Below are 26,231 nucleotides of genomic sequence, written 5' to 3'. Positions count from 1 at the left end.
GCTGAGTGGGCATAGATTATAGTATGCCAAAAAGAGTGGTACCGTGGAGTATTATGCTTCATCTCTTTGTATAGAAGAGGTGAAGCTTTTTTGTTATAATTGCATTCCTGACAATAGTTACAGAAAGGAAGAAATATACAATGAAAAATTTTGAAAAGTACACAAGACAGTATTTTCCAGTAAAAAATGCACCTATGAAATGGGCTGAAAAGGATTATATTGATCATGCGCCTATATGGTGCAGCGTTGATTTAAGGGACGGTAATCAGGCGCTTATAAATCCTATGACTCTGGAAGAAAAATTGGAATTTTTTAAGTATCTGGTTAAGATTGGTTTTAAAGAAATTGAAGTTGGATTTCCGGCAGCGTCTGAAACTGAATATGAGTTTTGCCGTGCTCTGATCGAAAAAAATTTGATTCCTGATGACGTTACAATTCAGGTTTTGACTCAATCAAGAGAACATATTATCAAGAAAACCTTTGAAGCACTGGATGGCGCTAAAAATGTTATAGTTCATCTTTATAATTCCACATCTGTGGCACAGAGAGAACAGGTTTTCAGAAAAGAAAAAAATGAGATTATTGATATTGCAGTAATGGGTGCAGAGCTGTGTAAAAAGTACAGAGAAAATGCATCAGGAAACTATAGCTTTGAATATTCTCCGGAAAGCTTTACCGGAACAGAACCTGAATTTGCTGTTGAAATCTGTAACAGAGTAATTGAAATATGGGAACCAACTCCAGACAATAAAGTCATAATCAATCTGCCGGTTACTGTTTCTCATTCAATGCCTCATGTTTATGCAAATCAGGTTGAATACATGTGTGATAATCTTATTGATCGTGAAAATTTGATCATTTCTTTGCATCCCCATAATGACAGAGGCTGTGCCGTAGCTGACAGCGAAATGGGACTGCTTGCAGGTGCTGACAGAATTGAAGGTACTCTGTTTGGAAACGGAGAAAGAACAGGTAATGTTGACATAGTTACTTTGGCTATGAATATGTTTTCACAGGGAGTTGATCCGGAACTGAATTTTGAAAATCTGCCGGAAATTACAGAAATTTACGAAAAAATTACCGGTATGAAAGTGTATGAACGTCAGCCTTACAGCGGACAGCTGGTATTTGCAGCATTCAGCGGTTCTCATCAGGATGCTATTGCTAAGGGCATGAAATGGCGTAAGGAGAAAAACTGTCAGCACTGGACAGTTCCGTATCTGCCTATTGATCCGGAAGATGTTGGCAGAGTTTATGAAGCTGACGTTATCAGAATTAACAGTCAGTCAGGTAAGGGCGGAATTGGATATATTCTGGAAAATCAGTTCGGTATTATTATGCCTCCGAATATGAGAGAAACTGTAGGATATCTGGTAAAAAATGTTTCGGATAATGCTCATAGAGAACTTATGCCATCAGAGGTTTATAATGTGTTTGAGAAAACTTTTATTAATAAGCAATCACCGGTTTCTCTTAAAGAAGCTCATTACGTTCAGAAAGACGGTATTGAAGCAGACGTTACTATTGAATATAACGGTGAAATTATAAATGAAAAAGCTCATGGAAACGGCAGACTTAATGCGGTGAGCGTATGTATGAAAAAAATGCTGGGGATTGAGTATGTTCTCCATACATATACAGAGCATGCTATGGAGGAAAAAGCTACTTCAAAAGCTGTTTCGTATGTTGGAATAAAGGACAATAACGGTAAAAATTTCTGGGGTGTGGGAATAGCTACAGATATAATTGATTCTTCACTGAAAGCACTGGTTAGTGCTGTAAATAATATGATTGAAGATTGATTTTCGTCTATTTTTCACAATTAAAGGGTTGACATTGTTAAAAAATCATTGTATAATATGTAATATCAGTAAGGATTTATTTTTAAAAGGAGATATTAAAAATGAATATAAAGAAAAAATTGTTGGCAATTACTCTTGTTTGTGCAATTGCATCCTCTTTTGCAGCATGTTCTGATAAAACAAATCAAAATGGAAGCGGAAGTCAAGGAAAAGTAAAAGCTGATGTTCAGGCAACATTGTCATCTGAAGAAATTCAGTCATTAGAAAAACAGGATCTTACTATTACACCGTTTAATGAGTCTTCTGATAATCAGGAGGATCCTGTAGAGAATAGTAATTCGAATGACTCATCAGAGAACAATGTAAATAATAATTCACAGGCCGGAAATAACTCAAATAACGACGGTAATAACAATAGCAACAGTAATAACAACAATAACAATAATAATAATTCATCAGTAAATGATAATTCTACACCATCAATTGATGCGTCCAGCCTTTTGAATACAACTGATGTTGTAATAATGCCGGGTGATGATGATAGTAATAATGATAACGTTAGTGATGGTAATAACAGCAATGCTATTAAAGGTAAAAAGTCAGTAATGCAGGCATGGTGGCTTGATCTTTCAAGACAACAGAATTATGTCTTTGACGGTGAATTTATTACAGCTGATTTTAAAATAAAAGAAGGAACACCTAACGGTACATATCCAATTACAATTGAATGGCTGGACTTTTCATGTTGGGAAGGTAAAAGTGTTGCATTTAACGGTACTGACGGGGCAGTAGTAGTAGGTTCTGAAGCTGCGGCTAATTCTTTCAGAAACGACGGTTCTCCTGAAATTATGGCTGAAAATGTCAGTGGTAAACCTGGAGACACAGTAACTGTTAGATTCCAGATGAAAAACAATCCTGGTATTGTAGCGTGTGTATTCAGATTCGGGTTTGACAGTGATGCTCTGGAGTATGTAGGCGGCGGAGAAGGCGCTGATTTTGAAGGAACATTTAATTAATCAAATATTTAAAGCAGCAGTTCAATACTGCTGCTTTTATATTACAAATATAAAGAGCAGTATTAACTGCTCTTTATGTATAATTTTATTCTGATTGATTTGTGTCAGTAATGGCAGTTGATTCAGTTGTAACGCCATTTTGTGCTTTAAGTAAATCACGTATTTCAGTAAGCAATTCTTCTTCCTTTGTAGGCTTGGGCGCAGGTTTTTCAGCTTTTTTATAAAACAGATTGATAATTTTGACAATTGCAAATACGCATATTGCTGTAAGGAGAAAAGTAATTATTGCCTGAATAAAATTACCAATATTGATAAATGGTTCATTTCCCCATGGAATAGTAATACCAAAATCTTTGAAATTTATACCGGCAAGAATCATGCCAATAATAGGCATTAGCATGTCGTCAACCAATGAAGATACAATTGAAGTAAATGCACCTCCGACAATAACACCCACAGCAAGGTCAATTACATTTCCCTTGGAAATAAATTGTTTAAATTCATTTAGAATGGTTGAAATTCCGGATTTATTTTTTTTATCCACAACAAAAACCTCCTGAAAAATAATTAACAAATTTATTATAACATATTTTTTTGTCAATTTCAATAGAAATATTATAAAAAATATCAATTATTAAATATTTTTGCCGAAAGAAATGTGATGGATTGCTGAAAATAAAAGAAAAGGTATTTATTTTTGGGAGAAAATATGGTATAATGAAAAAAACATGATTATTATGAAAGGGCAGTTATATATGGGAACAACAAAACAGGAAGGAAAAAATATTTATATAATTAAGCGGCTCATAGATATTGGATTGGCTGTAATTTTAGCTTCTGCTGCAATATTTGGTATTAGAACTATTACAAAGGATTTTAAAGATATTGATACTAAAAACAAAAATGATGAATCTATTGTAAGTACTTCTGATAAAAATAAACCCTCTGATGCTTCCGGAATTTATGTTTCAGAAATAACTGATAATGAAAAGATTTATTCAGGTTCTTTGATTGTTGTCAATGATGAAACAGAATATAAGGGCAATGAGGATGATCTTGTAAGTATATATGATATAAGAGAAAAGGCTAATGCTGATTATTACACTGTATTGGATAAAGATGTAAAGGTAAGAAAAGAAGCGGCAGAAGCTCTTAATAATATGCTTAAAGCATTTAATGAGGAAACAGGTCATAAGGACATTCAGGTTGACAGCGGTTATCGTTCTGTAAAGTATCAACAGGAAATTTATGATAGTACTGAGGATAAAGACACTGTTGCAAAGCCTGGATTCAGTGATTATCATACCGGATATTCGGTAGATTTAAATGTTGTGGATGAAGAGGGTAATAGTCTTGATTTTGACGGTACTGGGGACTACAAGTGGTTTGCTGAGAATGGTTATAAATACGGTTATGTTGTAAGATTTCCTGAGGATAAAACCCAGCAGACAGGTCTTGATTATCGTCCATGGCATTTTAGGTATGTAGGTATTCCTCATGCTTATTATATGACACAGAATAATCTGTGCCTTGAAGAATATGTTGAAAAGCTAAAGACATATAATTATAATGATTCCCACCTTGAATTGGAAAATTTTGACGGCAAGAAATATGAAGTTTATTATTATCCAAAAGATACTAATGGTTCGGCTGATCCTGAGGTAACAGAACTTGATTTTACTATGCTTGCTGTTCCGTCAGAAAAGGAGTATACAATAACCGGAAATAATACCGATGGATTTATAGTAACCACTTTAATAGATAATTCTGAATCTGTATCAGAAAATTCAGATTCAAAGGAATCAAAAGCTGATTCTGAAAGTTCAGCATCAGAATAATAAGAGAAAAGTCCGTATCTATGGTAAGATACGGACCTTTTTTGTATAATACTTTATTAATTTGATTTTTTAATTAACCTTTTCTAAGTACCAGTAATCGTATGACGAGGATAATACTGATGTGGAATTTTTAAACGTTAAACCTCTTGTTAATGAGATCATTGGAATTAGCACTACTGAACCGTTATCCTGCATTACAACCTTCCATGTTTGTGCAGTATCGTATCCTGTGCGAGGGTATAGTTTAACCAGATTATCCTCTAAATCATAATTATTGTTGACGTCCCAATATAATGTAGAAGTAGAGCCGACAGGAGATATAAAATAATAATTATCTCCATAAGATGTAAAATTCCATGTTGCTCCTGTATTACCAAGGTTAAGCGTATTTCCGGAATATCCTAAATATTTATTGCTGCTGTTTTTTATTTTATACTTTCCTTCAAATAATTCCTTGCCGCCGTTTACTTTTTCAACTATCCATTTTTGATTGTTATTATCGTTAAGCGTTGTTAAAGAAAAGCCGTCATTATATGTTAGACCACGTGTAGTGCTGACTGAAGGAACAATATAGTAAGAACCGTCAGAATTATACCTTAGCTGCCATGTCTGGGCTGTAGGATAGCCTGTCCAGATATGAAGTCCTACCAGTCTGCCTTCCGTATTACTATTATTATTTACATCAAAATATAAAGACAGATTGGAAGATGGTGAAATTTTATAAAAACCATCTTTATAATATCTTAATTTCCATTTCTGATTATCAGAAGCAGCAAATCCTGATAAAGACATAGTATTGTCATTTGCCGTTAAATACTTATTTTCTGATACGTTTTTAATATAATATTCGCCTTCATATGCATTTACCTTTGTCAATACCCAACTATTATAGGAATTAACATTGCTGACACCCATTGATGATCCGTATAATCTTATGTAATATGAACTGTAACCCGGAATGATACACTGGAATTTATATGTACCGTCTGAGTTTAAAATAGGTTTAAAGGTTTGAGCAGTGTTATATCCTGTGCTGTACCATAGATTTAAGCATGTAGGAGAAACATAAAGGTTACCGATATCAAATCTTCTATAATCCGAATTTGATATAATAGCAACATTGCCATGTTTAAAGTCATAAACCAGATTCCATTGGAATTTTATATCATTTGTATAAGCTGTAGTATAAGAAAGTGAGCCGTTATTATTGATAAAGTACGTATTATTATTATTCAGCTTAAGAGTATATGTTCCTAAAAACATTTTTTCGGGATTGAGTTTCCATAGTTTCGGAAACATACCAACATTTCTTGAATCACTTATATCATAAACTTCTCCTCTTAGAACAGCTTTATAAAAGTTTGTTAATCTTACTTCTATACCTGTAGTCTGATAAACCGGCCATCTGTAATAATTATTTGAATAATTACTGCTGCTTGCATAAGCTGTAATATTATCTTCAGAATGTGTACTGATATCTTCAGATGAATGTCCGAATATATCTTCATAATCACAATAGTAACAATCGTGATCATCGTTTTCAGATAAAGCTGAATATGATGCGGCTGATGCTTCTGTATAATTTTCCATATAACCGTGAGTATTTGGGTATGAAATTCCTAAATCCCTGTATGATTCAAGTGTGTGCAGCCATTCGTGAATAGCTACGTTTGTAGTTGTTAAATAAGGATATGATGTATTGGTACCTTTGTTTACATTATTTTGGTCATTAGATGTACAGATTGTAACGTAAGTATAACCATATCCTGTTTCTCCGTTAAATTGTCCCTTACTTGTTACACCAAGTGTAAATTCGCTTACTGCTCCGCATACTAAAACAGCGTTATAATACCCATAAGGTGCAAGGTCGGCAAGATAATCTTTGATATCTTCATACATAACGTATGAACCGGTACAGTTAATAGTGTCAGTGATATACTTTTTATCAGCAATAATATTTACATTATATTTTGAAAATGATTCTACAGAATCCTCAAAATTTTTGACGGCTTCATTAAAAATTGTATCTTCAACGGATGTTGTATTATAAGTTTTTGTACTTGTTTTAATACTTTTACATTCAATAAATAAAACCTTGTAATCTGATGGAATGCTTGAGTTAGTATAACTGCCGGCTGAATATTCGCTTAATGCAGCGGATTTTAAGTTATCAATTTGTGTACATTCAGAAACAATATCATTTCCGCTGTCGGCAATATCTGCATTTACCGTAATAGAACCGGAAATCAGTGAAGAAGTTAATACACTTAGTGTCATAATGCTTAGAGTACGTTTAAATAATTTTTTCATAAATAAAACCCCTTTCGTTTAATTAATCACTTTAACATAAAACCAGTTTCCATAATTAACCGCTTGTGCAGTCAGTAACAATGATGGAATTGCGCTTTTGATTGAAACTAACGGTGTACTGAACATGACCACACCCGCTGCTAAAGCAGCAATAATTTTTTCTTGTTCATATTATGTCCTCCTTAAAATATATAATAAATAAAAAAAATATTAAATGTTAAATATAATTATACAGTATAACGAAAATATTTACAATAGTTTCCAGCTAATTATTGGAAATTATTTCATTTTTCTACTATTTGCAATAAAATTTATTAAGTTTTTTGTGCATATTTAAGTATGTTTTTTTATTTCATTTAAATTTAAAATATGATGCTGCTAATACATATATTTCTTTTTTAATCGACATTGTAATAATAAAGCACAGTCTATCAGTAAAATGAATAAGACTGTGCGTTTATTTTGTTATTTTAAATATTCTTCGGCAATATTCCACGGTATTGTTGACGTAATAGTTCCAAAAGCATAGCCGGTTAACTCACTATGAGCAAAAATAACGGTAAATCCATCGGGGGTTAAATACCACTCATTATTTTTTAGTTTTTTTGTTATATCATCTCTGCTTCTGCCAAAACTTTGATTAATAGACTCAAGGTCGTTTGAAATGTACTTTTCTGCAAAATTAACAAATTTATTATTGAATATATCGTCAATGGTCAATAGTTCGCCTGTTTCAAGAGAAAATGTATGGGCTGTATAAGCATGAATAGGGTGTGCAGCAGTAGCAGCCATATTTAAATTAAAATCATAAAAACTAATATATTTTTCATCATAGTACTTCAATTCAGAACAGCAATCAATACCATTCCATGTTATGCCATATTCATCATAATTATCAAATAATTTTTCAGTACTAAAAAAAGGTGTGTTACCCTGTAAAACTGAATCTTTAAAATCAATATAGGCATTATTGATTTTTTCGTTAACTTCTTTATTTTCAGTTGAAATCTGCGGATATTTTACAGTCACAGGAGCTAATAAGGCACCGTCGTCAGCATAAATTTCATTTTCGTCTTTGCAAAACTGAACAAAATCACATGTAATTTCTTCTGTACTAGGTCTGTGACCAGCGGCGGGATCAGTTTTCTTTGCAGTTGTTGCTGTTTTTTTTTCTGTGACTAATGAAACTGTCTCCTCTGTGGAAACAGTTTCATAAACTTTATTTTCAGAGGAGACAGTTATATTTGTATTTTCCGTACAGCCGCATAAAAACAGTACAGTAAAAAGAAGGCAGAAACATATTTTATTTTTCATTTGTCTCCTTTTTAACAACGTCAATTCCCAGTACGTCAAGACTTTCCTTATCAACAGGAGACGGGCATTCGGACATAAGTTCGCTTGCGTTTTGTACTTTCGGAAATGCGGTAACGTCTCTCAGACTTTCAGCATGGAGCATTACCATTGCAAGTCTGTCCAGACCAATACCAAGACCGCCGTGAGGAGGCGCACCGTACTTATAAGCTTCAACAAGGAAACCAAATTTAGCTTCGATTTCTTCATCTGTAAGACCTAAAGCCTGAAACATTTTCTGCTGAAGTTCATAGTCGGTGATACGTATTGAACCGGAGGAAAGCTCTGTACCGTTGAGTACTAAGTCGAATGCCTTTGCATAAACCTTTTCCGGAGCAGATTCAAGGTACTGAATACACTCGTCATTGGGCATTGTGAAAGGGTGGTGCATAGCGACATAGCTGTTGGTTTCTTCATCATATTCAAAGAATGGAAATTCTGTAATCCAAAGGAAATTGAATTTATCTTCCGGAATAATGTCAAGCTTTTTAGCCACATGAAGTCTCAGAGCGCCAAGTACAGGCAGAGTAACCTTGTTTTTATCGGCAATGATAAGAGCAGTATCGCCTTTTTCACAGCCGATTTTTGCAAGAATAGCATTCAGTTCTTCTTCACTGAAAAATTTAGCAAAGGAGCATGACGGTTTTTCGTCAACCCATCTTACGTAAGCAAGACCTTTGGCGCCGATTCCTCTTACCATTTCAGTGAGCTTGTCAATTTCCTTTCTTGTAAGGACGGACGCTGAATTTTTAGCGACAATGGCTCTGACGCTTCCTCCGTTTTTAACGGCGTCAGCAAACACGCCGAATCCGCAGTCAGAAACTAAATCAGAGAAGTCCTGAATTTCCATGTCAAAGCGTGTATCAGGCTTGTCCGAACCATAACGTTCCATTGCTTCATTATAGCTTAAGCGTGGCAGGGGAGTACAGATTTCCATATCAAGTACGCTTTTAAATAGGTATGATATAAATCCCTCAGTCATGGAAAGTATGTCTTCAACGTCTACAAATGACATTTCAAGGTCTATTTGGGTAAATTCCGGCTGACGGTCTGCTCTTAAGTCTTCATCACGGAAACATCTTGCAAGCTGAATGTATCTGTCCATACCTGCAACCATAAGGAGCTGTTTGTATATCTGAGGGGACTGAGGAAGCGCATAGAATTTACCGTTATGAACTCTTGAAGGTATAAGATAATCTCTTGCGCCTTCTGGAGTTGATTTCATCATCATAGGAGTTTCAATTTCGGTAAAGTCATTTGCATAGAAGTATTCTCTTGCTGCCTTGGCAATTTTATGACGCATTATCAGATTCTGCTGCAATGGCTGTCTTCTAAGGTCAAGGTAACGATATTTTAATCTTAATTCCTCATTTACTTTTGTTTCATTTGTGATTTCAAACGGAGGAGTCTGAGCCTTTGCCAGTATACGCAGGTCTGAAACGATAATTTCTATTTCTCCCGTTTTGATTTCTTTATTAACACTGGCACGCTTTGCAGTAACGCCTTTTGCCATAAGAACAAATTCGCTTCTGCATGAAGCGGCTTTTTCAAATATAGTTTTGTCCGTAGTATCGTTAAAAGCAAGCTGTACGATTCCGGTTTTGTCTCTTAAGTCAATAAAAATAAGATTTCCCAGATCGCGAATCTTCTGAACAAATCCGCCTACTGTAACGTCTATTCCCTCCTGTATTACTTCTCCGCAGTAGTGAGTACGCTTTAAGCCATTCATATTATCAGCCATAATGATCTCCATTCTGCTGTACACAACGCAACATAATAAGCTTTGATACAGCAAACTAATTTTTATTTATCTGATTCTTTACCGGAATTTTCAGTTATAAGTATTTTTATTCTATTAATAAATATGTAGACTATGAGAGCCATAGAAATTGTAAGAGGAACTGCAAATATTATTTTAGTAACAGCAGGGAAGTAACTTGATTTAAGTATTAAAACAGTATATATAGCTATTGCAGTAAATAGTAAAGCTGATAATCCGGCAAGCAGAATATTTTTTAGTAATTTATTCATTATATATTTTCAAGTACCTCTCCGAACATTTCTCCGATTGCGATATCGGAAAAATGTTCACCAAAAGAAGAGTCAAGCATAATTTCGGTTTCTTCACCGGTTTTCATATTTTTAAGCTTTGCTTTATTTTCATTGAGTTCATTTTCTCCAAGAACCATTGTAAATGCTGCGCCCAGCTTATCAGAATATTTCATTTGCGCTTTGAGGCCTCTTCCTACGGTATCGTATTCAACCCACAGACCTGAGCTTCTCAGCTCTGCTGCAAGCTTCATAGAATAAGGTACTGCGGATTCGTCCATAGGTGCAATGTAAAGACTGCATCCCATGTCCTCAGCAAAAGATATTCCCTGATTTTCCATAGTAAGGATCAGACGTTCCAGTCCCATAGCAAAACCTAAAGCGGGAGTTTTTTGCCCTCCCATCTGTTCAATAAGACCGTCATAGCGTCCGCCGCCGCAGATAGTTCCCTGTGCGCCGATGTCTGTTGTGACAAATTCAAATACGGTTTTTGTGTAGTAATCAAGACCTCTTACTATTTTCGGGTCAACCGTATATTTAATATCCAGATTATCAAGATAAAATTTTAATTTTTCAAAGTGATCGGAGCATTCTTCACAAAGATAATCAAGAATCAAAGGAGCGTCTTTGGCAATTTCGGAGCACACAGGACTCTTACAGTCCAGAATTCGCATAGGATTTTTTTCCAGTCTTGAAAGACATGTATCACAAAGCTTGTCTTTTTTATTTTCAAAATAAGCTTTAAGAGCTTTATGATATTCCGCTCTGCATTTAGGACAGCCGATAGAATTGATTCTTAGTTCAACATTTTTTATTTCAAGCATATTGATAATATCGTTTGCCATTGAAATAATGTCGGCGTCAGCGGACGGCAAAGAGCTTCCAGCCATTTCAACGCCGAACTGATGAAATTCTCTCAGACGTCCCGCTTGAGGACGTTCATGACGAAAACAGGAAAGTATGTAAAAAACCTTTTGTGGCATAGCCTCGTTTAAAAGACCGTTTTGCATCATAGCTCTGATTGTTCCGGCAGTGCCTTCCGGACGGAGAGTAAATTTTGTTTCCTTTGCAATAACTGTGTACATTTCTTTTTGAACTACATCAGTCGTTTCACCTACGGAACGCTGAAATAATTCAGTATTTTCAAAGGTAGGAATACGGATTTCCTTAAAGCCATACATAGAAGCAACGTCTTTTGCGATATTTTCTACAGTATGCCATTTATTTATATTTTTGGGGATCACATCTTCAGTACCGTTTGGTCTTTTTATATTTAACGCCATAAAAATCTCCAATCTGCCGCAAAAGTATTTTTAAAGAAATTACGTGCGGCTGACGTATATTTCAGGTTCATACTATTATTTGACATGACAGCATTATTTAAATCGTCCCCGAAGGAACGATTTAATTGTTTTTATATATTGGGACTGCCGATTTCACGCCAGTCAAGATCTCCTCGTTCAAGAGAAAGTATAAGAGCTTCAGCTGTTGCAATGTTAGTTGCTACCGGCACATTGTGAACATCGCACAATCTCAGAAGATTAATATCATTAGGTTCATTAGCCTTAGGATTGATCGGATCTCTGAAGAAAAGCAGTACGTCAATTTCATTGCATGAGATCCTTGCGCCGATTTGCTGACCTCCGCCTTGAGTTCCGCCGAGATAACGGACTATTTCCAGTCCGGTGGCTTCGCTTACTAGTTTACCGGTAGTTCCTGTTGCACATAAATTGTATTTTGACAGTATACCGCAGTAAGCGGTGCAAAATTGAACCATAAGTTCTTTTTTTGAATCGTGGGCTATTAAAGCTATTGTCATTTCAGGGTCCTTTCTATTACACATTAAGTAATACACAATAAAAATTTTGCGCAATTAAATTTACAGTACAGTTTACCGTAATATCATTAGTAAATAATTTCTGGAATCAGCAGATAAAAATGAAATAATTCAGCGTATACTGTGTTATAAAACTTGACATTTATATAAACTGTCTGATTTTTTGTTTACTAATTCATAATATATTATACCATAAAACGAGCAATTGTCAAAGAAAAATTTGTACCATTTATTAAAATCGTTTAAGTTGAATGATTTAAGATGTTAGCATTTGTGTATTTTGACGAAATATAAAAAAGCAGGAAATTTTTCCTGCTTTTAATTATTCTTCAATTTGTGTGGTTATTACAGTAGTCGTTGTTTCGGATGCAGTAACTGTATTTCCGTTTTCATCTGTAACGGAAGTAGAAGCAGTAGTTTTAGGAGTTAAGAAATTGATATTATCAGAACCGTTTGCGCTGCCGTTTTCAGGGAAGTTTTTATAGTATGCCTGAATAATGCTTCTTATCATATATTTGGAGTATTCGCCGCCTTCAACGATTCCTGCAAATGCGATTTGAGGATTATCTGCCGGTGCAAATCCAATGAAAGCGGTATCTGTCAGTTCCTCACCGTTTCGCCAGTTCTGAGGAGTACCTGTTTTTATTGCAACATCAAAGCCTAAGTTTGACAGAGAATATTCAGCCGGAAAGTTATTGCCCGAAGCCAGAATCATACCTTGAGTAATAAAATCATAGACGTAATCATAGTTAAGATTTATTTGTTCTGCAATTTCAGGTTCATGATCCTTGACCTTTTCAGTCATCGAGTAGTCATAAATACTGTCTACAAGATGAGGCGTATATCTGACGCCTTTATTTGCAATTGTTGATGCCTGAACTGCCATCTGGAGCGGCGTTACCTGCATTTCTGACTGTCCGATACCTGCCTGCAAAACTTGACCGACGGTCCAGTCGAGACCGATTTCATCAAATCTTTCAGGGGTAGCAAACGCTCCTGCGTAGTCGCCGGTTTCCAAACCTGTGTGCTGACCGAAGCCGTACATTGAAGCGTATTCAGAAAGCTTGTCAATGCCAAGTCGGCGGCTTAGCTCATAAAAATAAATATTACATGAAACTCTGAGAGCTTCAGAGACTGCAATATCGTTATGATATCCTGTACATCCGTATGTTTGATCGTAGAAAGTCATTCTTTGAGCACAGTTAAATGTGCTGTATCCGGTAACGATTCCTTCGTTAAGTCCGGCGGTAGCGGTTATAGTTTTGAATGTAGAACCTGGTCTGTAAAGACCGCAGGTTGCTCTGTTGAAAAGAGGATTATCTTCATCATCAGAAAGTTCATCGTATTTTGATTTATAATCATTGAGATCAAATGTAGGTGCAGTTGCCATGGCAAGCACTGCATTGTCTTTTACGTCAAGAACTACTATGGAGCCGCATTTTACGTCTTTATATTCGTTGCTTGAACTTCTCAGGTAAGCTGTAAAATTTTCGAGGATTTCCTGTACATCCCGTTGATAATCACTGTTTATCGTAAGCTTTACGGTATTGCCGCCTTTGGGTTCTTCGGTTATATTGGAAGAAACAACCGAACCGTTTGTTACAGTAATTGTTTTTGTGCCGTCTTTTCCCTTTAATGTATCTTCCATTGCCTTTTCGATACCGTCTTTACCGACTGAATCGTTCATGGCATATCCTTTTTCTTTAAGTTCATCGTATTCTTCAGCAAAAATAGGACCGACAGTACCAATTTCGTGAGGAATTACGTCTCCCTGTGAAATTATACGAACAGCGTCTTCAACAACGTCAATTCCTTTGAGCTTTACGCCGAGTTCTTTGAGTTGTGTTACTACGTCTACAGGAATGTCTTCACAGAGAGTAAATGTATTGCCAAGTGAAAAGTCTCTCAGTAGCATTTCGTAGCGTATGCCAGCTATTATACGCTGGTCTTGTTCAGTATAATCTTTATCTGATATTTCGTAGTCGTCAAGAAGCTTATCAATGCAGTTTTCAGCCGTAGCGTAAACATTTACGCCTACAAGACTTTTAAGTTTTTCAATATCGCTGTCCCGATCCTTTTTAAATTCGTAAGGTTTACTGTCCGAAATTGGAATAGTTTCATTCCATTCCAGTTTATTTTCTTTGAGTATTTCAACGGTCTGAATTATAATTTCATTTGCTTCTTTATTATCGGACGGAAACAGAGAAGCATCAATTATAACGTTGAATCCGACTTTATTTTCAATTATGGGATTGCCTTTGCTGTCAACAATTTGTCCTCTTGTGGCCTTTATTGTCTGAGTATACAGGGATGTGTATTCAGATTCCTGAAGATAGGCGTCTCCGTTGACGATCTGAATTGTCATAAGCTTTATGCAGCCGAGAGCTACAGCAATTACTACCAGAATTGCCAGAAAGGCAGTTCTGAGTCTATCAAGTATTTCTTTCATTGTTATCCTTTCCTTTACAATATTCCGTTATACTTTCATAGCTTCTTCGATTGTCTTTGCTTTTTTCGGATAAAATCTTCTGACAATTGGTTTTACAATAAGATAAACTATCGGAGAAATAATGATTGTGTATAAAATACACGGAATTGAGATTTTTGAAAAAACATACCCCGAACCTTCATAATCCCACATTGCATAGTAAAAGAAATAGTCAAGCAGCTGATAGACTGTTGTATAAACAGCTGTCAGTGTTATGACGTTAATTACATTCTGGAACAGCAGATGTCTGAACAGAATTGTTGTAGTAACACAAAAAATGATAAACGTTACACTGCTGTAACCAAAAAAACGTCCGCTTGCTTCATCAAAAAGAAGTCCGCAGATTCCTCCCAGAAAGGCGGCAGGATATTCCCCTTCATTCATACATATACATACGCACAGAGGAATGAAATATATAGGTTTGACACCTTTTCCTATATTTATCAATATTGCCGATACAAATATAAGAAATATGTATAAAGCCCAGCGGATAATGGCATAATATCTGATTTTCTGTATTCTTGTCATTGGTTTGATAGACATTACTCTTCACCGCTTTCAGTTGTTTCTTCTGTATTTTCAGTAGCGTTTGTATTATCAGTACTGTCCGGTTCGGTAGTATCGGTAGTGTTTTCAGTAGTTTCTTCTCCGATATTTCCTGTTGGAATCTGTTTTTCAGCTTCTGTTTTATCGAAATCTGTAATAACCATTACATTATTTATTTTATTAGGATTTACAGCAGGCTCGATTATTGCATAAGCAGTAAGTCCGCTTTCTTCAATACCGGTTTCAGTTACGTTTCCGATCACGTATCCCTGAGGGAACTGTCCGCTGTTGCCGGATGTAATAATAAGATCGCCTTTTTTTATTTTGTTATTTTTATCAAGATAAATCATTTTGCACTTGCCGCTGGAGGCGTAAGTAAGGCTGCCTTCTATAATACCTGTATCACGGCTTTCAACACAAAGTCCTCCAATGGAAAGATCAGGGTGGAGCAGTGTTCTGACCGTTGCGTATGAGTTGGCGACTTCTACGATTACCCCTACTAGTCCTTCAGAGGTAACGACCGGATCATAAAGTTTGATTCCGTCGTTTGAGCCTCGGTCAATGACAAAAGTTCCGTATGGATCATTTGTCATTCTGGAAATTACCGTACATGGCGGCGATAGAACAAAATCTTCATTTTCTTCTTTAATGCCAATAAATTTTCTTAAATCCTCATTTTCAGATTTTATATCTTCATAGTCAATAAGACGGTTGTTTAAATCGGCAATTTGTTCTCGTAGCTTACGGTTTTCTTCAACGTATTCTTCTGAATTTACAAACAGGTCAATAACCAGTGAAACCTTATCGGAAATGACATTGGAGAAACGTTTCACAGGATTAAGGACCGTACCGATCAGCTGAGAGCCTTCAGGGGTTTTGCCGTTCTTTGTTACCGAATACAGCCCAATTCCCAGGAAAAAAGCTGTTATACAGACTATTACCTTAAATTTGAAGCTTTTAAAAAACTGGTTCACTTTATGTTTTCTCCTTTCTGATCTTTCAGGGCGTATATGAAATCTGGTAAGATTATGAAGTTTTCAGATATGCTCTGCTTAAAGGCAGGTTATCCTGCCTTAATAGTAGTGAACGTCGTCAGTTAATGCGTCCTCAAATTTGTCAAGATCCTCAAGTATTTTACCTGTTCCTTCTGCTACGCAGTCGAGAGGATATTCTGCAATATATACGGGCATTCCCGTTTCACGGCTTATTAGCTTATCCAGTCCTCTGAGCAGCGCTCCGCCTCCGGCAAGAGTAATTCCCTGATCGATAATATCTGAGGACAGTTCCGGCGGAGTTTTTTCCAGAGTAGTTTTTATGGCTTCAATAACTCTTGCAAGAGGTTCTGTAAGAGCGTCTCTTATTTCGGTAGAAGTAACAGTTATATTTTCCGGGAGACCGTTTAATAAGTTTCTTCCTTTTATTTCCATTGTTCTTTCGTTTTCGCTTGGATATGCGGAACCTATTTCAATTTTTATATTTTCAGCAGTTCTTTCACCGATCAGTAAATTATATTTCTTTTTGATAAAATTTATTATAGAACGGTCAAATTCATCTCCTGCAACTCTTACTGAACGTGAGGTAACAATTCCACGGAGTGAAATAACGGCTACCTCGCTTGTTCCGCCGCCTATATCGACAATCATACTTCCGGTTGGTTCCGCAACTGGTAGACCTGCCCCTATAGCGGCCGCCATAGGTTCTTCAACAATGAATACTCTTTTAGCTCCGGCATTTTCCGCAGCTTCTTTAACAGCACGTTTTTCTACGGCTGTAACTCCCGACGGAATGCATATTATAACTCTTGCTTTTGTAAAAAATGTACCTCTCAGAGCCTTTCTAATAAATTCCTGGAGCAGGGTAGTGGTTATGTCAAAATCAGCAATAACTCCGTCCTTAAGGGGTCTGACGGCAATAATAGAACCCGGAGTTCTTCCGATTACTTCTTTTGCCTTTTTGCCTACATATTTAGCCTTATCAGTTCGGGTATCCACTGCAACAACAGAAGGCTCGCGTATGATAATGCCTTTGCCTCTCATAAAAACAAGAGTGTTAGCGGTACCCAGATCTATTCCAATGTCCTTTGTAAACATTTTTTGCATTTCTCCTTTATGTTCTTTTTATATAATTATCCGATTTTTACTGCGGTATTAAGCTATAAACTTATTATACCACCAAACAGTACCTTTAACAACAATACCGGCTAGAAAAATTGTGAATTATGTTTATATATTTTTTATATATTTTGCTGACGGTAAAAAAATTTACTTATCAGCCTATCATTTTTGAAAATTTCGGATAAAGAGCAATAGCCAGAATCATGAAAAGAATCTGTGATACACTCATTGAAAAATCAAATCCAAAGGTCAGCTTTATGATAACAAGATTAATTTCACTGGGAGAAATGCTTATGCTTTTGGAATATGCCAGCCAATGCAGTGCGTCTACATGCTCGGCTCCCGAACCGGCAATAGCCCCGACTATTGCTCCTGCAATCAGCAAGGCTATTAAAAGAATTTTATTTTTCATTTTATGTATCCTTTCCGTCTGTTAATTATTGTCCTGTAGAGCCGAAACCGCCTGAGCTTCTTTGTGTTTCGTCCAAACTATCGGCAGTTTCGATTCTCGGAATAATGACCGGAGTCATTATCATTTGTGCTATTCTCATTCCGTTTGTAACAGTAAAGCTTTCATGACTGTTATTTATTAAGGGTATTTTTATTTCGCCTCTGTAATCGCTGTCAACTACGCCTACGCAGTTGGCAAGTGAAATGCCGTGTTTTGATGCAAGTCCCGATCGGGGGTAAATCAAAAGAGCGCATTGATCGGTATCGGGAGCGGCGGCAAGTCCTGTTGGGATAAGCTTAATTTCTCCCGGTGCGATTATAACGTCATTATCCAGACATGCCGACAGATCCATACCGGCGCTGCCGGCGGTTGCCTGTGCAGGAACAACGGCATTTTCATTGAGTTTCTTTATTTTAAGAATATGATTCATAAAAATCTCCTTTATTAAATAACTCCTCTGTAATAGAGTCCTCTTGTGATATTGTCTTTGGATGAATAGCCGAAACGGTATTCATCAATTATTTTTTTTATTTCATCAGGACCTTCATCTGTAAAATAAAGGGTAATGAAACTGATGTTTTTTAAATCCTCCAATCTGTCAGCCAGGTAAAGCGGCTGTGCATTTAAAATTTCCGTATAATTTCCGTGACAAACGATTTTATTAGCACGTCCTGTACGGTCAAATATAATTTTTTTACACTTTTCACATCCGACTTCATTTTTTATGGGACAATTTTTGGTAAGCATAACTGGAAGATATCCATAAGCAATAATTCCAGTAGAAATAGCTTTTCTTAACGAAGATATCTGCTTAAGTTTCATTTCAAATGATAAAACAGTATCTTCAAAATTCATTTTTTTCAAAAAGTTCAGACTGTATGAATTGGCTGTATTGAGACCGAAATCCCCATGCAGCTTAAAGCCGAGTTCCTTTCCGATTTTTATGTAAGCGGGATTGCTGCACATTAAATGTTCTGCGCCTAAACTTTTGCATTTTTTCAGTACACCGAATATTTCCGCTTCATTATATATAAATCTTGGAGGTTCAATAATAATTTTTGAAATATTTTCATATCTGTTATTCAGGAAAACATTTGTTGGAATAATTATACGGTCGGCTTCAAAAACTGCATCAAGCTGATTTTGGTTTGAAATTCGCACACGGATTTCTTTCAGACTTTCAATTTTATTTTCCGGATCAATATCAAGAGGAACGCAGATATATTCAGGTGTGTTTCTTTTTATAGATTTAAGGTTAAGCGCTTCAACGGCATTTCTTCTCAAAGCATTGATAGTTTTTGCGCTGAGAGAAAGACCTTCATCTATATCGACACTAAGATTGCCGAACTTATAAATTGTTCCGCCGAGCTTTGAAAGCTGACGTTCCAGATATATAAAGTCAATAGGTTTTTTTATAGCAGTTTCAGGAATTTCTCCGTAAACTGTTACGGATTCAAAGCTGTCAGAAACAGTAAGCTTAACCGGACTGTCTTTTTTTATTTCAGCATAAAAATCAAGCTTTCCGGATTTCTTTTCGTGACTGTACTTTTTTCTTATATCCGGCAAAATATCTTTGGCAGCAATTACATCTTCTTTTTCACGGCTTCCGAACATATTTGAAAATTTACCGGTGAAATATCCGTCTGTGAATCCGCTTCTGGAGAATATGGATCTGAGAAGCGCCATATCCGGAGTTTGACCGTTCAAGGACTGTCTGCATGCGCATACTGCTGCTGCAACATATTCAGGACGTTTCATCCTTCCTTCGATTTTTAGCGAAAAAACTCCAATATCTGACAATTTTTGAAGATGATTGACCAATGACAGATCCTTCAGAGATAAACCATTGAATTGCGGATTTTTGTATACTGAATATGGAAGACGGCAAGGCTGAGCACAAAATCCCCGATTAGCGCTTCTCTGACCTATTAATGAGGACAAATAGCATTGCCCTGACATGCACATACACAATGCTCCATGAACGAATACTTCTGTTTCAATTTCCGTTGAACATATTTCTTGAATTTGTTTTTCAGTTAGCTCCCGTGAAATGACAACACGTTTGAATCCCAACTCTTTAAGAAGCTGAGCACCTTTGACTGAATGTATAGTCATTTGCGTAGAACCGTGGATATTTGCGTCAGGCACAATATTTCTGATAATTTCCGCCGCACCAAAATCCTGTACAATAAAAGCGTCAATTCCTGCATTTGCGGCATTTTTTATAAATTCGGCAAATTCATTTACCTGATTATCAAAAATAATCGTATTAACGGTAAGATAAATTTTTATGTTGTGAAGATGACATAAATCTGCTGCTTGTTTAAGCTCCGCATTGTCAAAATTTGCGGCATTTTGTCTGGCTGAGAATTGTTTGCCGCCGATGTAAACAGCGTCGGCGCCGCAGTTTACGGCGGCTTTCAGTGATTCAAGACTTCCGGCAGGAGCGAGTATTTCAGTACCTGACATTATATACTGTCTTTAAGCTTTTTAAGCTGCTGATTGCTTTCAAGCTGTTCAATTTTGGCTTTTAATACTTCAATTTCTTTTAAAGCAGCGTCCCGTTCAATGCGTGCTTTTCCTGCCTCGTCTACATATTCCTTTGCCTGCATTCTTATATTGTCAACATTTCCCTGAGCCTTGCTTAAGTCGTCAAGGGTTGAAAGAGCTACCATAACTGCGGCGGAATATGGTGAAATGGAACTGTTTCCCGAACACATATCGTTAAGTCTTTTTTCAAGCATTTTTGCCAGACCGTAAACGTAGCTGGGCGGTTCTTCAGTTTGAAGCATGTATTCTTTGCCGCATATCATAACTTTTAATCTGTTAAGCATTTAAATTTATCCTTTCAGGCGGAAAAATTCCGCAGTAAATTTTCTTCATCTTTTATTATAATATATTTTATCGAAATTGAAAATACCTAAATAAAATTTTTTTAAAATTTTCAGAAATATCTTATTAGTGCGGTAACTTTTCCGAGGATTTTTACATTATCTGAAATAATAGGATTCATATTGTCATTTTCCGGCTGAAGTCTGTAGTGGTTTTCTTCCTTAAAAAATGTTTTTACGGTTGCGCTTTCATCGTCTACGAGCGCAACTACCACTTCGCCGTTTTCAGCATAGTCTGTTTGCTCGACTATAACGATATCTTCATTGAAAATACCAATATTTATCATACTGTCTCCCTTTATTTTTAGTGCGAACAAGGAGTTACTGTAATTTTTATCAGTATTAAAATTAATATACTCGGTAATATTTTCAATTGCAAGTATAGGCTGACCTGCAGCGACGTCTCCCACAAGAGGAACCGATACATTATTCCCGCCTTTTAGCTTAATTGCACGGTTGTGGTTGTCCATTTTTTCCAGATAACCTTCTGAAACCAGTAGGTTTATATATTTATGAACGGTTGAAGTGGATTTTATATCCAAAGCGTTGCAGATTTCCCGGACGGTAGGAGGAAATCCGCTGTTAATTGAATCTTTTATAAATTCGTAAATAGCTTTAGCTTTTTCGTTAAGCATATTATTCCTGACCTTTCAATTTTTTATATATCATTTTTGCAACCTTGTATACGTCTCCGCAGCCCAGCGTAATAACCAGATCGCCGTCATTGGCGTTTTCACATATATAGTCGCAAACCTGACCGAAGTTTTCATATTTTCTTTCATCAGTGTATTCAGCGTTTTCGTCTTGAGGGAAATAAATACAGCAGTCTATTTTTTCAGCAAGATTTCTGGTATAGATATTATAAGTATTCTTTTCTCTGGAACCCATAATATCTGTCAGTACTGCATTATCGGGAATAGAAAGAGCCTTGGCAAAATCGTCAAGCAGTATTGCAGTTCTTGAAAAGGTAAATGGCTGAAACACTGCCCATACTTTGTTATAACCCATGTCCATTGCAGCTTTAAGTGTTACGGAAAGCTCGGTGGGATGATGAGCATAATCGTCAACAATTGTAATTCCTTTTTCTTTGCCGATAAGCTCAAAACGTCTGCCCGCACCTCTGAAGTCGGAGAGTCCTTTTTGTATACTTTCAAATGATACGTTAGCGTAAAAAGCGGCTGCTGCGGCAGCAAGAGAATTTAATATGTTGTGTACTCCGGCAACGTGAAGATTGATTTTTCCCAGAGCTTTACCCTTATACATGAGTGTATATTCAGTTTCCATACCGGAAATTTTTTTTATATCGGCTGCATAATAGTCATTTTTTGAATCCAGACCAAATGTTATAAATTCCTTTCCGGTAATGCCGTCAACAGCTTTAAGCGTATTGGCGTCATCACCGTTGATTATCAGCGCTTTTGTTGCCATTTCACTGAATTTGCGGAAAGACTTTATAATATTTTCAAGGTTTTTAAAGTAGTCAAGATGATCCTCATCAATATTCAGAATTACTGCAACGTCAGGATAAAGTTTTAAAAACGTATCAACAAATTCACATGCTTCGCATACCATTATATCACTTTTTCCCGCACGTCCGCTTCCTCCGATACATGGAAGCTTTCCGCCGATAAATGCGGACAAATCCACTCCGGCGGTAAAAAGAATTTGAGTGATCATAGAGGTTGTGGTAGTTTTTCCGTGAGTACCGGAAACGCATATGGCATTGTCGTACCATCCGGTCACTATGCCTAAAAGCTCGCTTCTTTCCAGTACAGGAGCATTTGATGCTTTAGCTGCAATCAGTTCCGGATTATCTGCCATTATAGCGGCAGTGTGAACTATTAGGTCGGCGCCTTCAATGTTTTCAGCACGTTGTCCCATAAAAACGGGAATCCCCATTTTTCTGACAGCTTCAAGAGTTTCTGTTTCATTGTTGTCAGAACCTGTAAGGTAATATCCCTGAGAATGAAGGATCTGCGCCAGCGGATACATTCCGGAACCTCCGATTCCGATGAAATGTATATGCTTTTTGTCCTTTAAAATATCTTTGTTCATATTATCAAATCCTATCTTTAGCAATTTTATTTCTATATTATATGCATATTTTTTCCGTCTGCGTTCAATAATATCCATATACTAAACCAATAAAAAGTTTTGAATTTAGTGTAAACATTTCAAGGAGGCATAATTTTATGGATATTTCGGATATTAAAATCAGGAAAACAATTACTGAGGGAAGGCTCAGGGCAATTGTTTCAATAACTATCGAGGATACTCTGGCAGTACACGACATTAAAATCGTTCAGGGTGATGAAAGACTTTTTGTGGCAATGCCAAGCCGGAAAGATGAAAGCGGAGTATTCCGAGATATTGTACATCCTATTTCACCGAGTGCAAGACAGTTGATTGAAGATCAGATTTTAGATGCCTATAAACGTCATTTAGCAATATCCGAAGCAGAAGCTCAGGCGGTTTAAATGCTTTTACCTGTCGTATTTACGGCAGGTTATTTTTTTGAAAGATACCATGCCTTTAGAACGCCGATTTGAGTTTTGGAATCGGTAATTTCCCCGTTCATTACCATTTCTACAGCTTTTTCCATAGGGATTTTTTCAACATCGAGAAATTCGTCCTCGTCCAGACGCTGTCTGGAAAATTCAAGTCCCTTAGCTATATAAAGGTGAATAACCTCGCTTACATAGGCGGGAGTAGGAAGTATCTCCCCCAGATATTCATATGATTTGCAGGTACAGCCTGTTTCTTCCAGAAGTTCTCTTTTTCCGCAGTCATAATGTTTTTCGCCGGGTTCGATTTTGCCGGCAGGTATTTCAAGAATAGCCTTGTGGTGCGGATATCGGTACTGTCTTACCATGAGGATCTCGTTATTATCTGTTATAGGAATAACGGTAACTCCTCCGGAATGGTGAACGACGTCTCTGAGTACTTCTTTTCCGTTTTCAAGCAGGGCTGTATCTTTGGTTACCTCAAAAATTCTTCCCTTATATATACTTTCACTATTTACTGTCTTTTCTTCAAGGTGCATTTTTATTCCTCCGTTTTGCAGTTTGCTGATTTTTTATTTAAATACTGTTCTTCCATACTGCATGAATAATCCTTACTGTAATCATAACAGTGTGAAAATCCTGATTCATTATTCTTTTTCTTTCTGAATACGACTATATATGCGCCAAGACATATCAGTCCGATTATTGAAATTACAATGCCGATTTTCAGTCCTGGGGTTTCATACCTGAATTCAATGGTATTTTCTCCGGCGTCTGCCTTTACCGCCATGAATCCATAGCTTACTTTTTCAATGTCGGCAGGTTTTCCGTTTACATAAGCAGTCCAGCCTTTGTCATAAGGTACGCTGAAAAATACCAGCTTCGATTTTTCAAGATTGATTTCAGCGTCAAAGCCGTCTGAATCATATGTGAATTCCGAACATACTTCTTTTCTGCGTTCTATGCAATCTTGAATGTAGGTTGAATCGTTAAGACCGAGAGTTTTTTCGGAAGGCAGTTTAGAAATAATGTCCGAATATTTTTCAGCCTGTTCGTCACTGAGTATTAAAGCACGCAGCAGCAGACGCTCTCTTGTCTGTTCTGAGTGATTGGCAGCAGATTCTTCCGTTATATAATTATCAAAAGTAAATCCCATAGGAAGGTAGTATTTATTTTCATATACGTAAAATCCGTTTTGGGTGTTTTTATATTCAAATCCGGGAAGATCGCAGATATAGGTATATGTTTCTTCTTTGTCTGAGTATACTTTATCAAAGAAATATTTAACAGAGAAAAGTCCTCTTATAGTATATTTTTCAAGAGGGGCTCTTGAAGCCACGTCTCTTGTTACACCGATTTGCGGGTAAAATTCCATTATGCTTCCCGGAACAATACTCTGGAATGCTCTCATTGAAGAATATCCCCAGAACATAGGATAGTTATCGTAATTTTCAGAAATATCGATTCTGAAGTACTGATTTTCTTCTTCATCAAGAGTGATATTTTCTTTTCCGTTAATACCATTGTTGATATAAGTTGACGGATACGATCCAAGAGTAACTCCGAAATATACTACCGACGATGTGCATACTATGCAGCAGACAACCGTTGAAACAAGAGCAGAGATTATATAGGTTCTGCCTTTCTTTTTAAGACGGTCAATAAAGTAAAGCAAGGCAAGTCCTGCAATGGAAATGAAAAGAATTAATGCAAAGTAAGCAGGATAATTTGCAAATTCAAACCATGATACCTCGTCGTCTGTCTTTTTGGGAAGAATGGAAATGACAGCGAGTCCTGCCATTACAATGCCGCAGACTTTTATTCCGCTTCTTAGATCTATTGATTTGTCGTCAAGAGCCTGAGCGGTCATCATTGCCATAATAAGAATAGGCATGTAGAACCATCTTGCATAGTAAGAACTGTTAAATGTATAGAAAGCGCTGTTTAAAATCGGAATAAATGCGCATATCATGCATATTATTACAAGTCTGACAGACCAGTGTTTTTTCTTTGATTTTGAAAAGGCTATTACGCCTGCCATAGAAAACATAGGCAGATAACCGCCGATCGACGCCCATTTTGCTCCGTCAGAGCTGAACAGATTAGGTCGTGCCGGAACGTCGGGAATCATAAAGAAGCTCTGTATGATTCTTAAAATACGTGTTTTGTCACTGTATGCAACCAGATCCAGACCGTAAAGTCTTTCATTTATTCTGTAATTTCCCAGAATTGCCAGAGCGGAAGGAAGAAGCATAAACATGGCTATCATAACGCCGATTACCGCTTCAATTACCAGTCCGAAAAATTTTTTCCATGTAATATTAAAATCAGGGGATTTAAGTCTGACAAGAATATAAAGTATTACGAAAACAGCCTGACCGGTAAAGAAGAAATAGTTTATTATTCCCATAAGCGCTACAGACGCTGCAAATACCCCTCTTCTGTTGTTATTGATCCTTTCTTCCAATGCAATAAGCATCAGAGGGAACAGCGCTGTTACGTCCTGAAAATGATTAAAAAAGATATTGAACAGCTGGAATCCTGAGAAAGCGTAAAGCAGACCGCCGATAAGTGCGGCATTTTTATTTCTTACAAATCTTCTTATAAATGCATATGCGGTAAGGGTAGCTACGCCGTGTTTAACGGCAAGTAAAACAGGCATTGCAAATACTACAAGATTATTCGGAAGGGGAACGGTCAGCCAAAAAAACGGACTTCCCAGAAGATAGAATGAATACGAACCTAAAAAGTTTGAACCAAGATCAGTACCCCAGTCCCAACCCAGACCTTCGTTTTTTATAAAATCCTGTGCATGAATGTAAAATGGTATTTGCTGGGAGTTATAATCTCCGTAATACAGGTAATATCCTCCGGTATATATCATTATCGGAAGTATTACAAGAAACAGCGATAAAAATCCGATTATAAATGCTCTGAAGTATTTTTCTTCCTTACGGGAATTAACAAGTATACTTGTATTCATATTATTTTGCTTGTCCTTTCTTTTATTGTCTGTAACATTTCTATATATTTTG

The 26,231-nt window shown here is 36.6% G+C and carries 23 protein-coding genes and 1 other annotated feature (1 of these 24 cut by a window edge); of the genes, 4 read left to right on the top strand and 19 right to left on the bottom strand.

What is annotated here, in order from left to right:
- Window positions 1–69, top strand: a binding site (T-box leader) (it extends 172 nt beyond the left edge of the window).
- 71 nt (window positions 70–140) lie between these two features.
- Together OCV67_RS03375 and OCV67_RS03370 are read left to right on the top strand one after the other, a co-directional pair.
- Window positions 141–1,802: a 2-isopropylmalate synthase gene (locus OCV67_RS03375; RefSeq protein WP_147642455.1), complete on the top strand. Its 1,662-nt coding sequence runs from the start codon at window positions 141–143 to the stop codon at window positions 1,800–1,802.
- Window positions 1,803–1,903: 101 nt separating this feature from the next.
- Window positions 1,904–2,818, top strand: a complete 915-nt coding sequence (locus OCV67_RS03370; RefSeq protein WP_147642454.1) for a cohesin domain-containing protein — start codon at window positions 1,904–1,906, stop codon at window positions 2,816–2,818.
- An 85-nt stretch (window positions 2,819–2,903) separates the two neighbouring features.
- Here the strand turns inward: OCV67_RS03370 and mscL are convergent, their stop codons facing one another.
- A complete protein-coding gene (gene mscL, locus OCV67_RS03365; RefSeq protein WP_317235026.1) occupies window positions 2,904–3,362 on the bottom strand; it encodes a large-conductance mechanosensitive channel protein MscL in 459 nt (152 codons plus the stop codon).
- A gap of 211 nt (window positions 3,363–3,573) precedes the next feature.
- Here mscL and OCV67_RS03360 point away from each other — a divergent pair, with 211 nt between their 5' ends.
- Window positions 3,574–4,656: a M15 family metallopeptidase gene (locus OCV67_RS03360; RefSeq protein WP_178084978.1), complete on the top strand. Its 1,083-nt coding sequence runs from the start codon at window positions 3,574–3,576 to the stop codon at window positions 4,654–4,656.
- A 69-nt stretch (window positions 4,657–4,725) separates the two neighbouring features.
- On the opposite strand, the gene OCV67_RS03355 is transcribed toward OCV67_RS03360, so the two are convergent.
- From OCV67_RS03355 to murC, 16 genes are all read right to left on the bottom strand, one after another.
- The gene (locus OCV67_RS03355; RefSeq protein ID WP_147642452.1) at window positions 4,726–6,966 is read right to left on the bottom strand and encodes an RICIN domain-containing protein; all 2,241 of its coding nucleotides are present in this window, start codon (window positions 6,964–6,966) and stop codon (window positions 4,726–4,728) included.
- 465 nt (window positions 6,967–7,431) lie between these two features.
- Complete coding sequence (locus OCV67_RS03350; RefSeq protein ID WP_147642451.1) at window positions 7,432–8,280, bottom strand: RsiV family protein; 849 nt, start codon at window positions 8,278–8,280, stop codon at window positions 7,432–7,434.
- The gene (gene aspS / locus OCV67_RS03345) at window positions 8,270–10,057 is read right to left on the bottom strand and encodes an aspartate--tRNA ligase (protein WP_147642450.1); all 1,788 of its coding nucleotides are present in this window, start codon (window positions 10,055–10,057) and stop codon (window positions 8,270–8,272) included. Before aspS ends, OCV67_RS03350 begins: the two co-directional genes overlap by 11 nt.
- Before the next feature lie 62 nt (window positions 10,058–10,119).
- Complete coding sequence (locus OCV67_RS03340; protein ID WP_147642449.1) at window positions 10,120–10,347, bottom strand: hypothetical protein; 228 nt, start codon at window positions 10,345–10,347, stop codon at window positions 10,120–10,122.
- Window positions 10,347–11,648: a histidine--tRNA ligase gene (gene hisS / locus OCV67_RS03335; RefSeq protein ID WP_147642448.1), complete on the bottom strand. Its 1,302-nt coding sequence runs from the start codon at window positions 11,646–11,648 to the stop codon at window positions 10,347–10,349. Before hisS ends, OCV67_RS03340 begins: the two co-directional genes overlap by 1 nt.
- 131 nt (window positions 11,649–11,779) lie before the next feature.
- Window positions 11,780–12,184, bottom strand: coding sequence for a methylglyoxal synthase (gene mgsA / locus OCV67_RS03330; protein WP_147642447.1), 405 nt, complete (start codon window positions 12,182–12,184; stop codon window positions 11,780–11,782).
- 340 nt (window positions 12,185–12,524) lie between these two features.
- Window positions 12,525–14,651, bottom strand: a complete 2,127-nt coding sequence (locus tag OCV67_RS03325) for a penicillin-binding transpeptidase domain-containing protein (RefSeq protein WP_147642446.1) — start codon at window positions 14,649–14,651, stop codon at window positions 12,525–12,527.
- 27 nt (window positions 14,652–14,678) lie between these two features.
- Window positions 14,679–15,233, bottom strand: coding sequence for a hypothetical protein (locus OCV67_RS03320; protein ID WP_147642445.1), 555 nt, complete (start codon window positions 15,231–15,233; stop codon window positions 14,679–14,681).
- Window positions 15,233–16,210, bottom strand: coding sequence for a rod shape-determining protein MreC (gene mreC, locus OCV67_RS03315; RefSeq protein WP_178084977.1), 978 nt, complete (start codon window positions 16,208–16,210; stop codon window positions 15,233–15,235). Before mreC ends, OCV67_RS03320 begins: the two co-directional genes overlap by 1 nt.
- Window positions 16,211–16,309: 99 nt before the next feature.
- Entirely contained in the window at window positions 16,310–17,326 is a 1,017-nt protein-coding gene (locus OCV67_RS03310) for a rod shape-determining protein (RefSeq protein ID WP_147642443.1), read from the bottom strand.
- A 178-nt stretch (window positions 17,327–17,504) separates the two neighbouring features.
- Window positions 17,505–17,762: a DUF4321 domain-containing protein gene (locus tag OCV67_RS03305; protein WP_147642442.1), complete on the bottom strand. Its 258-nt coding sequence runs from the start codon at window positions 17,760–17,762 to the stop codon at window positions 17,505–17,507.
- Between the two features lie 25 nt (window positions 17,763–17,787).
- Complete coding sequence (gene dut, locus OCV67_RS03300; protein WP_147642441.1) at window positions 17,788–18,231, bottom strand: dUTP diphosphatase; 444 nt, start codon at window positions 18,229–18,231, stop codon at window positions 17,788–17,790.
- A 14-nt stretch (window positions 18,232–18,245) separates the two neighbouring features.
- The gene (locus OCV67_RS03295) at window positions 18,246–20,270 is read right to left on the bottom strand and encodes a U32 family peptidase (protein ID WP_147642440.1); all 2,025 of its coding nucleotides are present in this window, start codon (window positions 20,268–20,270) and stop codon (window positions 18,246–18,248) included.
- On the bottom strand, window positions 20,270–20,635 hold the full coding sequence (gene zapA / locus OCV67_RS03290) for a cell division protein ZapA (protein WP_147642439.1): 366 nt from the start codon (window positions 20,633–20,635) through the stop codon (window positions 20,270–20,272). The genes OCV67_RS03295 and zapA overlap by 1 nt, the downstream gene beginning before the upstream one ends.
- Window positions 20,636–20,745: 110 nt before the next feature.
- Window positions 20,746–21,327: a transcriptional repressor LexA gene (gene lexA / locus OCV67_RS03285; protein ID WP_147642438.1), complete on the bottom strand. Its 582-nt coding sequence runs from the start codon at window positions 21,325–21,327 to the stop codon at window positions 20,746–20,748.
- A 1-nt stretch (window position 21,328) separates the two neighbouring features.
- Window positions 21,329–22,747, bottom strand: a complete 1,419-nt coding sequence (murC, locus tag OCV67_RS03280; protein WP_147642437.1) for a UDP-N-acetylmuramate--L-alanine ligase — start codon at window positions 22,745–22,747, stop codon at window positions 21,329–21,331.
- A 137-nt stretch (window positions 22,748–22,884) separates the two neighbouring features.
- Between murC and spoVG the strand changes: the two genes are divergently transcribed.
- Complete coding sequence (gene spoVG / locus OCV67_RS03275) at window positions 22,885–23,169, top strand: septation regulator SpoVG (protein ID WP_147642436.1); 285 nt, start codon at window positions 22,885–22,887, stop codon at window positions 23,167–23,169.
- A gap of 29 nt (window positions 23,170–23,198) precedes the next feature.
- Here the strand turns inward: spoVG and OCV67_RS03270 are convergent, their stop codons facing one another.
- Together OCV67_RS03270 and OCV67_RS03265 are read right to left on the bottom strand one after the other, a co-directional pair.
- Window positions 23,199–23,735, bottom strand: coding sequence for an NUDIX domain-containing protein (locus tag OCV67_RS03270; RefSeq protein ID WP_147642435.1), 537 nt, complete (start codon window positions 23,733–23,735; stop codon window positions 23,199–23,201).
- Window positions 23,736–23,737: 2 nt separating this feature from the next.
- On the bottom strand, window positions 23,738–26,179 hold the full coding sequence (locus OCV67_RS03265; RefSeq protein ID WP_147642434.1) for a YfhO family protein: 2,442 nt from the start codon (window positions 26,177–26,179) through the stop codon (window positions 23,738–23,740).
- Window positions 26,180–26,231: the final 52 nt, after the last annotated feature.

The sequence above is a fragment of the Porcipelethomonas ammoniilytica genome, from assembly GCF_025567485.1.
In the GTDB taxonomy this organism is placed as follows: Bacteria; Bacillota; Clostridia; order Oscillospirales; family Ruminococcaceae; genus Porcipelethomonas; species Porcipelethomonas ammoniilytica.
Note: the sequence above shows the minus strand (reverse complement) of the source record. Positions and strands in the feature narration are given on the sequence as shown.

Coding starts and splice junctions, on each gene's coding strand:
- OCV67_RS03320 (WP_147642445.1), bottom strand. CDS start 15,233: ATGTCTATCAAACCAATGACAAGAATACAGAAAATCAGATATTATGCC.
- mgsA (WP_147642447.1), bottom strand. CDS start 12,184: ATGACAATAGCTTTAATAGCCCACGATTCAAAAAAAGAACTTATGGTT.
- lexA (WP_147642438.1), bottom strand. CDS start 21,327: ATGCTTAACGAAAAAGCTAAAGCTATTTACGAATTTATAAAAGATTCA.
- hisS (WP_147642448.1), bottom strand. CDS start 11,648: ATGGCGTTAAATATAAAAAGACCAAACGGTACTGAAGATGTGATCCCC.
- OCV67_RS03360 (WP_178084978.1), top strand. CDS start 3,574: ATGGGAACAACAAAACAGGAAGGAAAAAATATTTATATAATTAAGCGG.
- OCV67_RS03295 (WP_147642440.1), bottom strand. CDS start 20,270: ATGTCAGGTACTGAAATACTCGCTCCTGCCGGAAGTCTTGAATCACTG.
- dut (WP_147642441.1), bottom strand. CDS start 18,231: ATGAATCATATTCTTAAAATAAAGAAACTCAATGAAAATGCCGTTGTT.
- OCV67_RS03310 (WP_147642443.1), bottom strand. CDS start 17,326: ATGTTTACAAAGGACATTGGAATAGATCTGGGTACCGCTAACACTCTT.
- OCV67_RS03325 (WP_147642446.1), bottom strand. CDS start 14,651: ATGAAAGAAATACTTGATAGACTCAGAACTGCCTTTCTGGCAATTCTG.
- aspS (WP_147642450.1), bottom strand. CDS start 10,057: ATGGCTGATAATATGAATGGCTTAAAGCGTACTCACTACTGCGGAGAA.
- OCV67_RS03370 (WP_147642454.1), top strand. CDS start 1,904: ATGAATATAAAGAAAAAATTGTTGGCAATTACTCTTGTTTGTGCAATT.
- OCV67_RS03375 (WP_147642455.1), top strand. CDS start 141: ATGAAAAATTTTGAAAAGTACACAAGACAGTATTTTCCAGTAAAAAAT.
- OCV67_RS03305 (WP_147642442.1), bottom strand. CDS start 17,762: ATGAAAAATAAAATTCTTTTAATAGCCTTGCTGATTGCAGGAGCAATA.
- murC (WP_147642437.1), bottom strand. CDS start 22,747: ATGAACAAAGATATTTTAAAGGACAAAAAGCATATACATTTCATCGGA.
- OCV67_RS03265 (WP_147642434.1), bottom strand. CDS start 26,179: ATGAATACAAGTATACTTGTTAATTCCCGTAAGGAAGAAAAATACTTC.
- OCV67_RS03355 (WP_147642452.1), bottom strand. CDS start 6,966: ATGAAAAAATTATTTAAACGTACTCTAAGCATTATGACACTAAGTGTA.
- zapA (WP_147642439.1), bottom strand. CDS start 20,635: ATGCTTAACAGATTAAAAGTTATGATATGCGGCAAAGAATACATGCTT.
- OCV67_RS03270 (WP_147642435.1), bottom strand. CDS start 23,735: ATGCACCTTGAAGAAAAGACAGTAAATAGTGAAAGTATATATAAGGGA.
- spoVG (WP_147642436.1), top strand. CDS start 22,885: ATGGATATTTCGGATATTAAAATCAGGAAAACAATTACTGAGGGAAGG.
- OCV67_RS03340 (WP_147642449.1), bottom strand. CDS start 10,347: ATGAATAAATTACTAAAAAATATTCTGCTTGCCGGATTATCAGCTTTA.
- OCV67_RS03350 (WP_147642451.1), bottom strand. CDS start 8,280: ATGAAAAATAAAATATGTTTCTGCCTTCTTTTTACTGTACTGTTTTTA.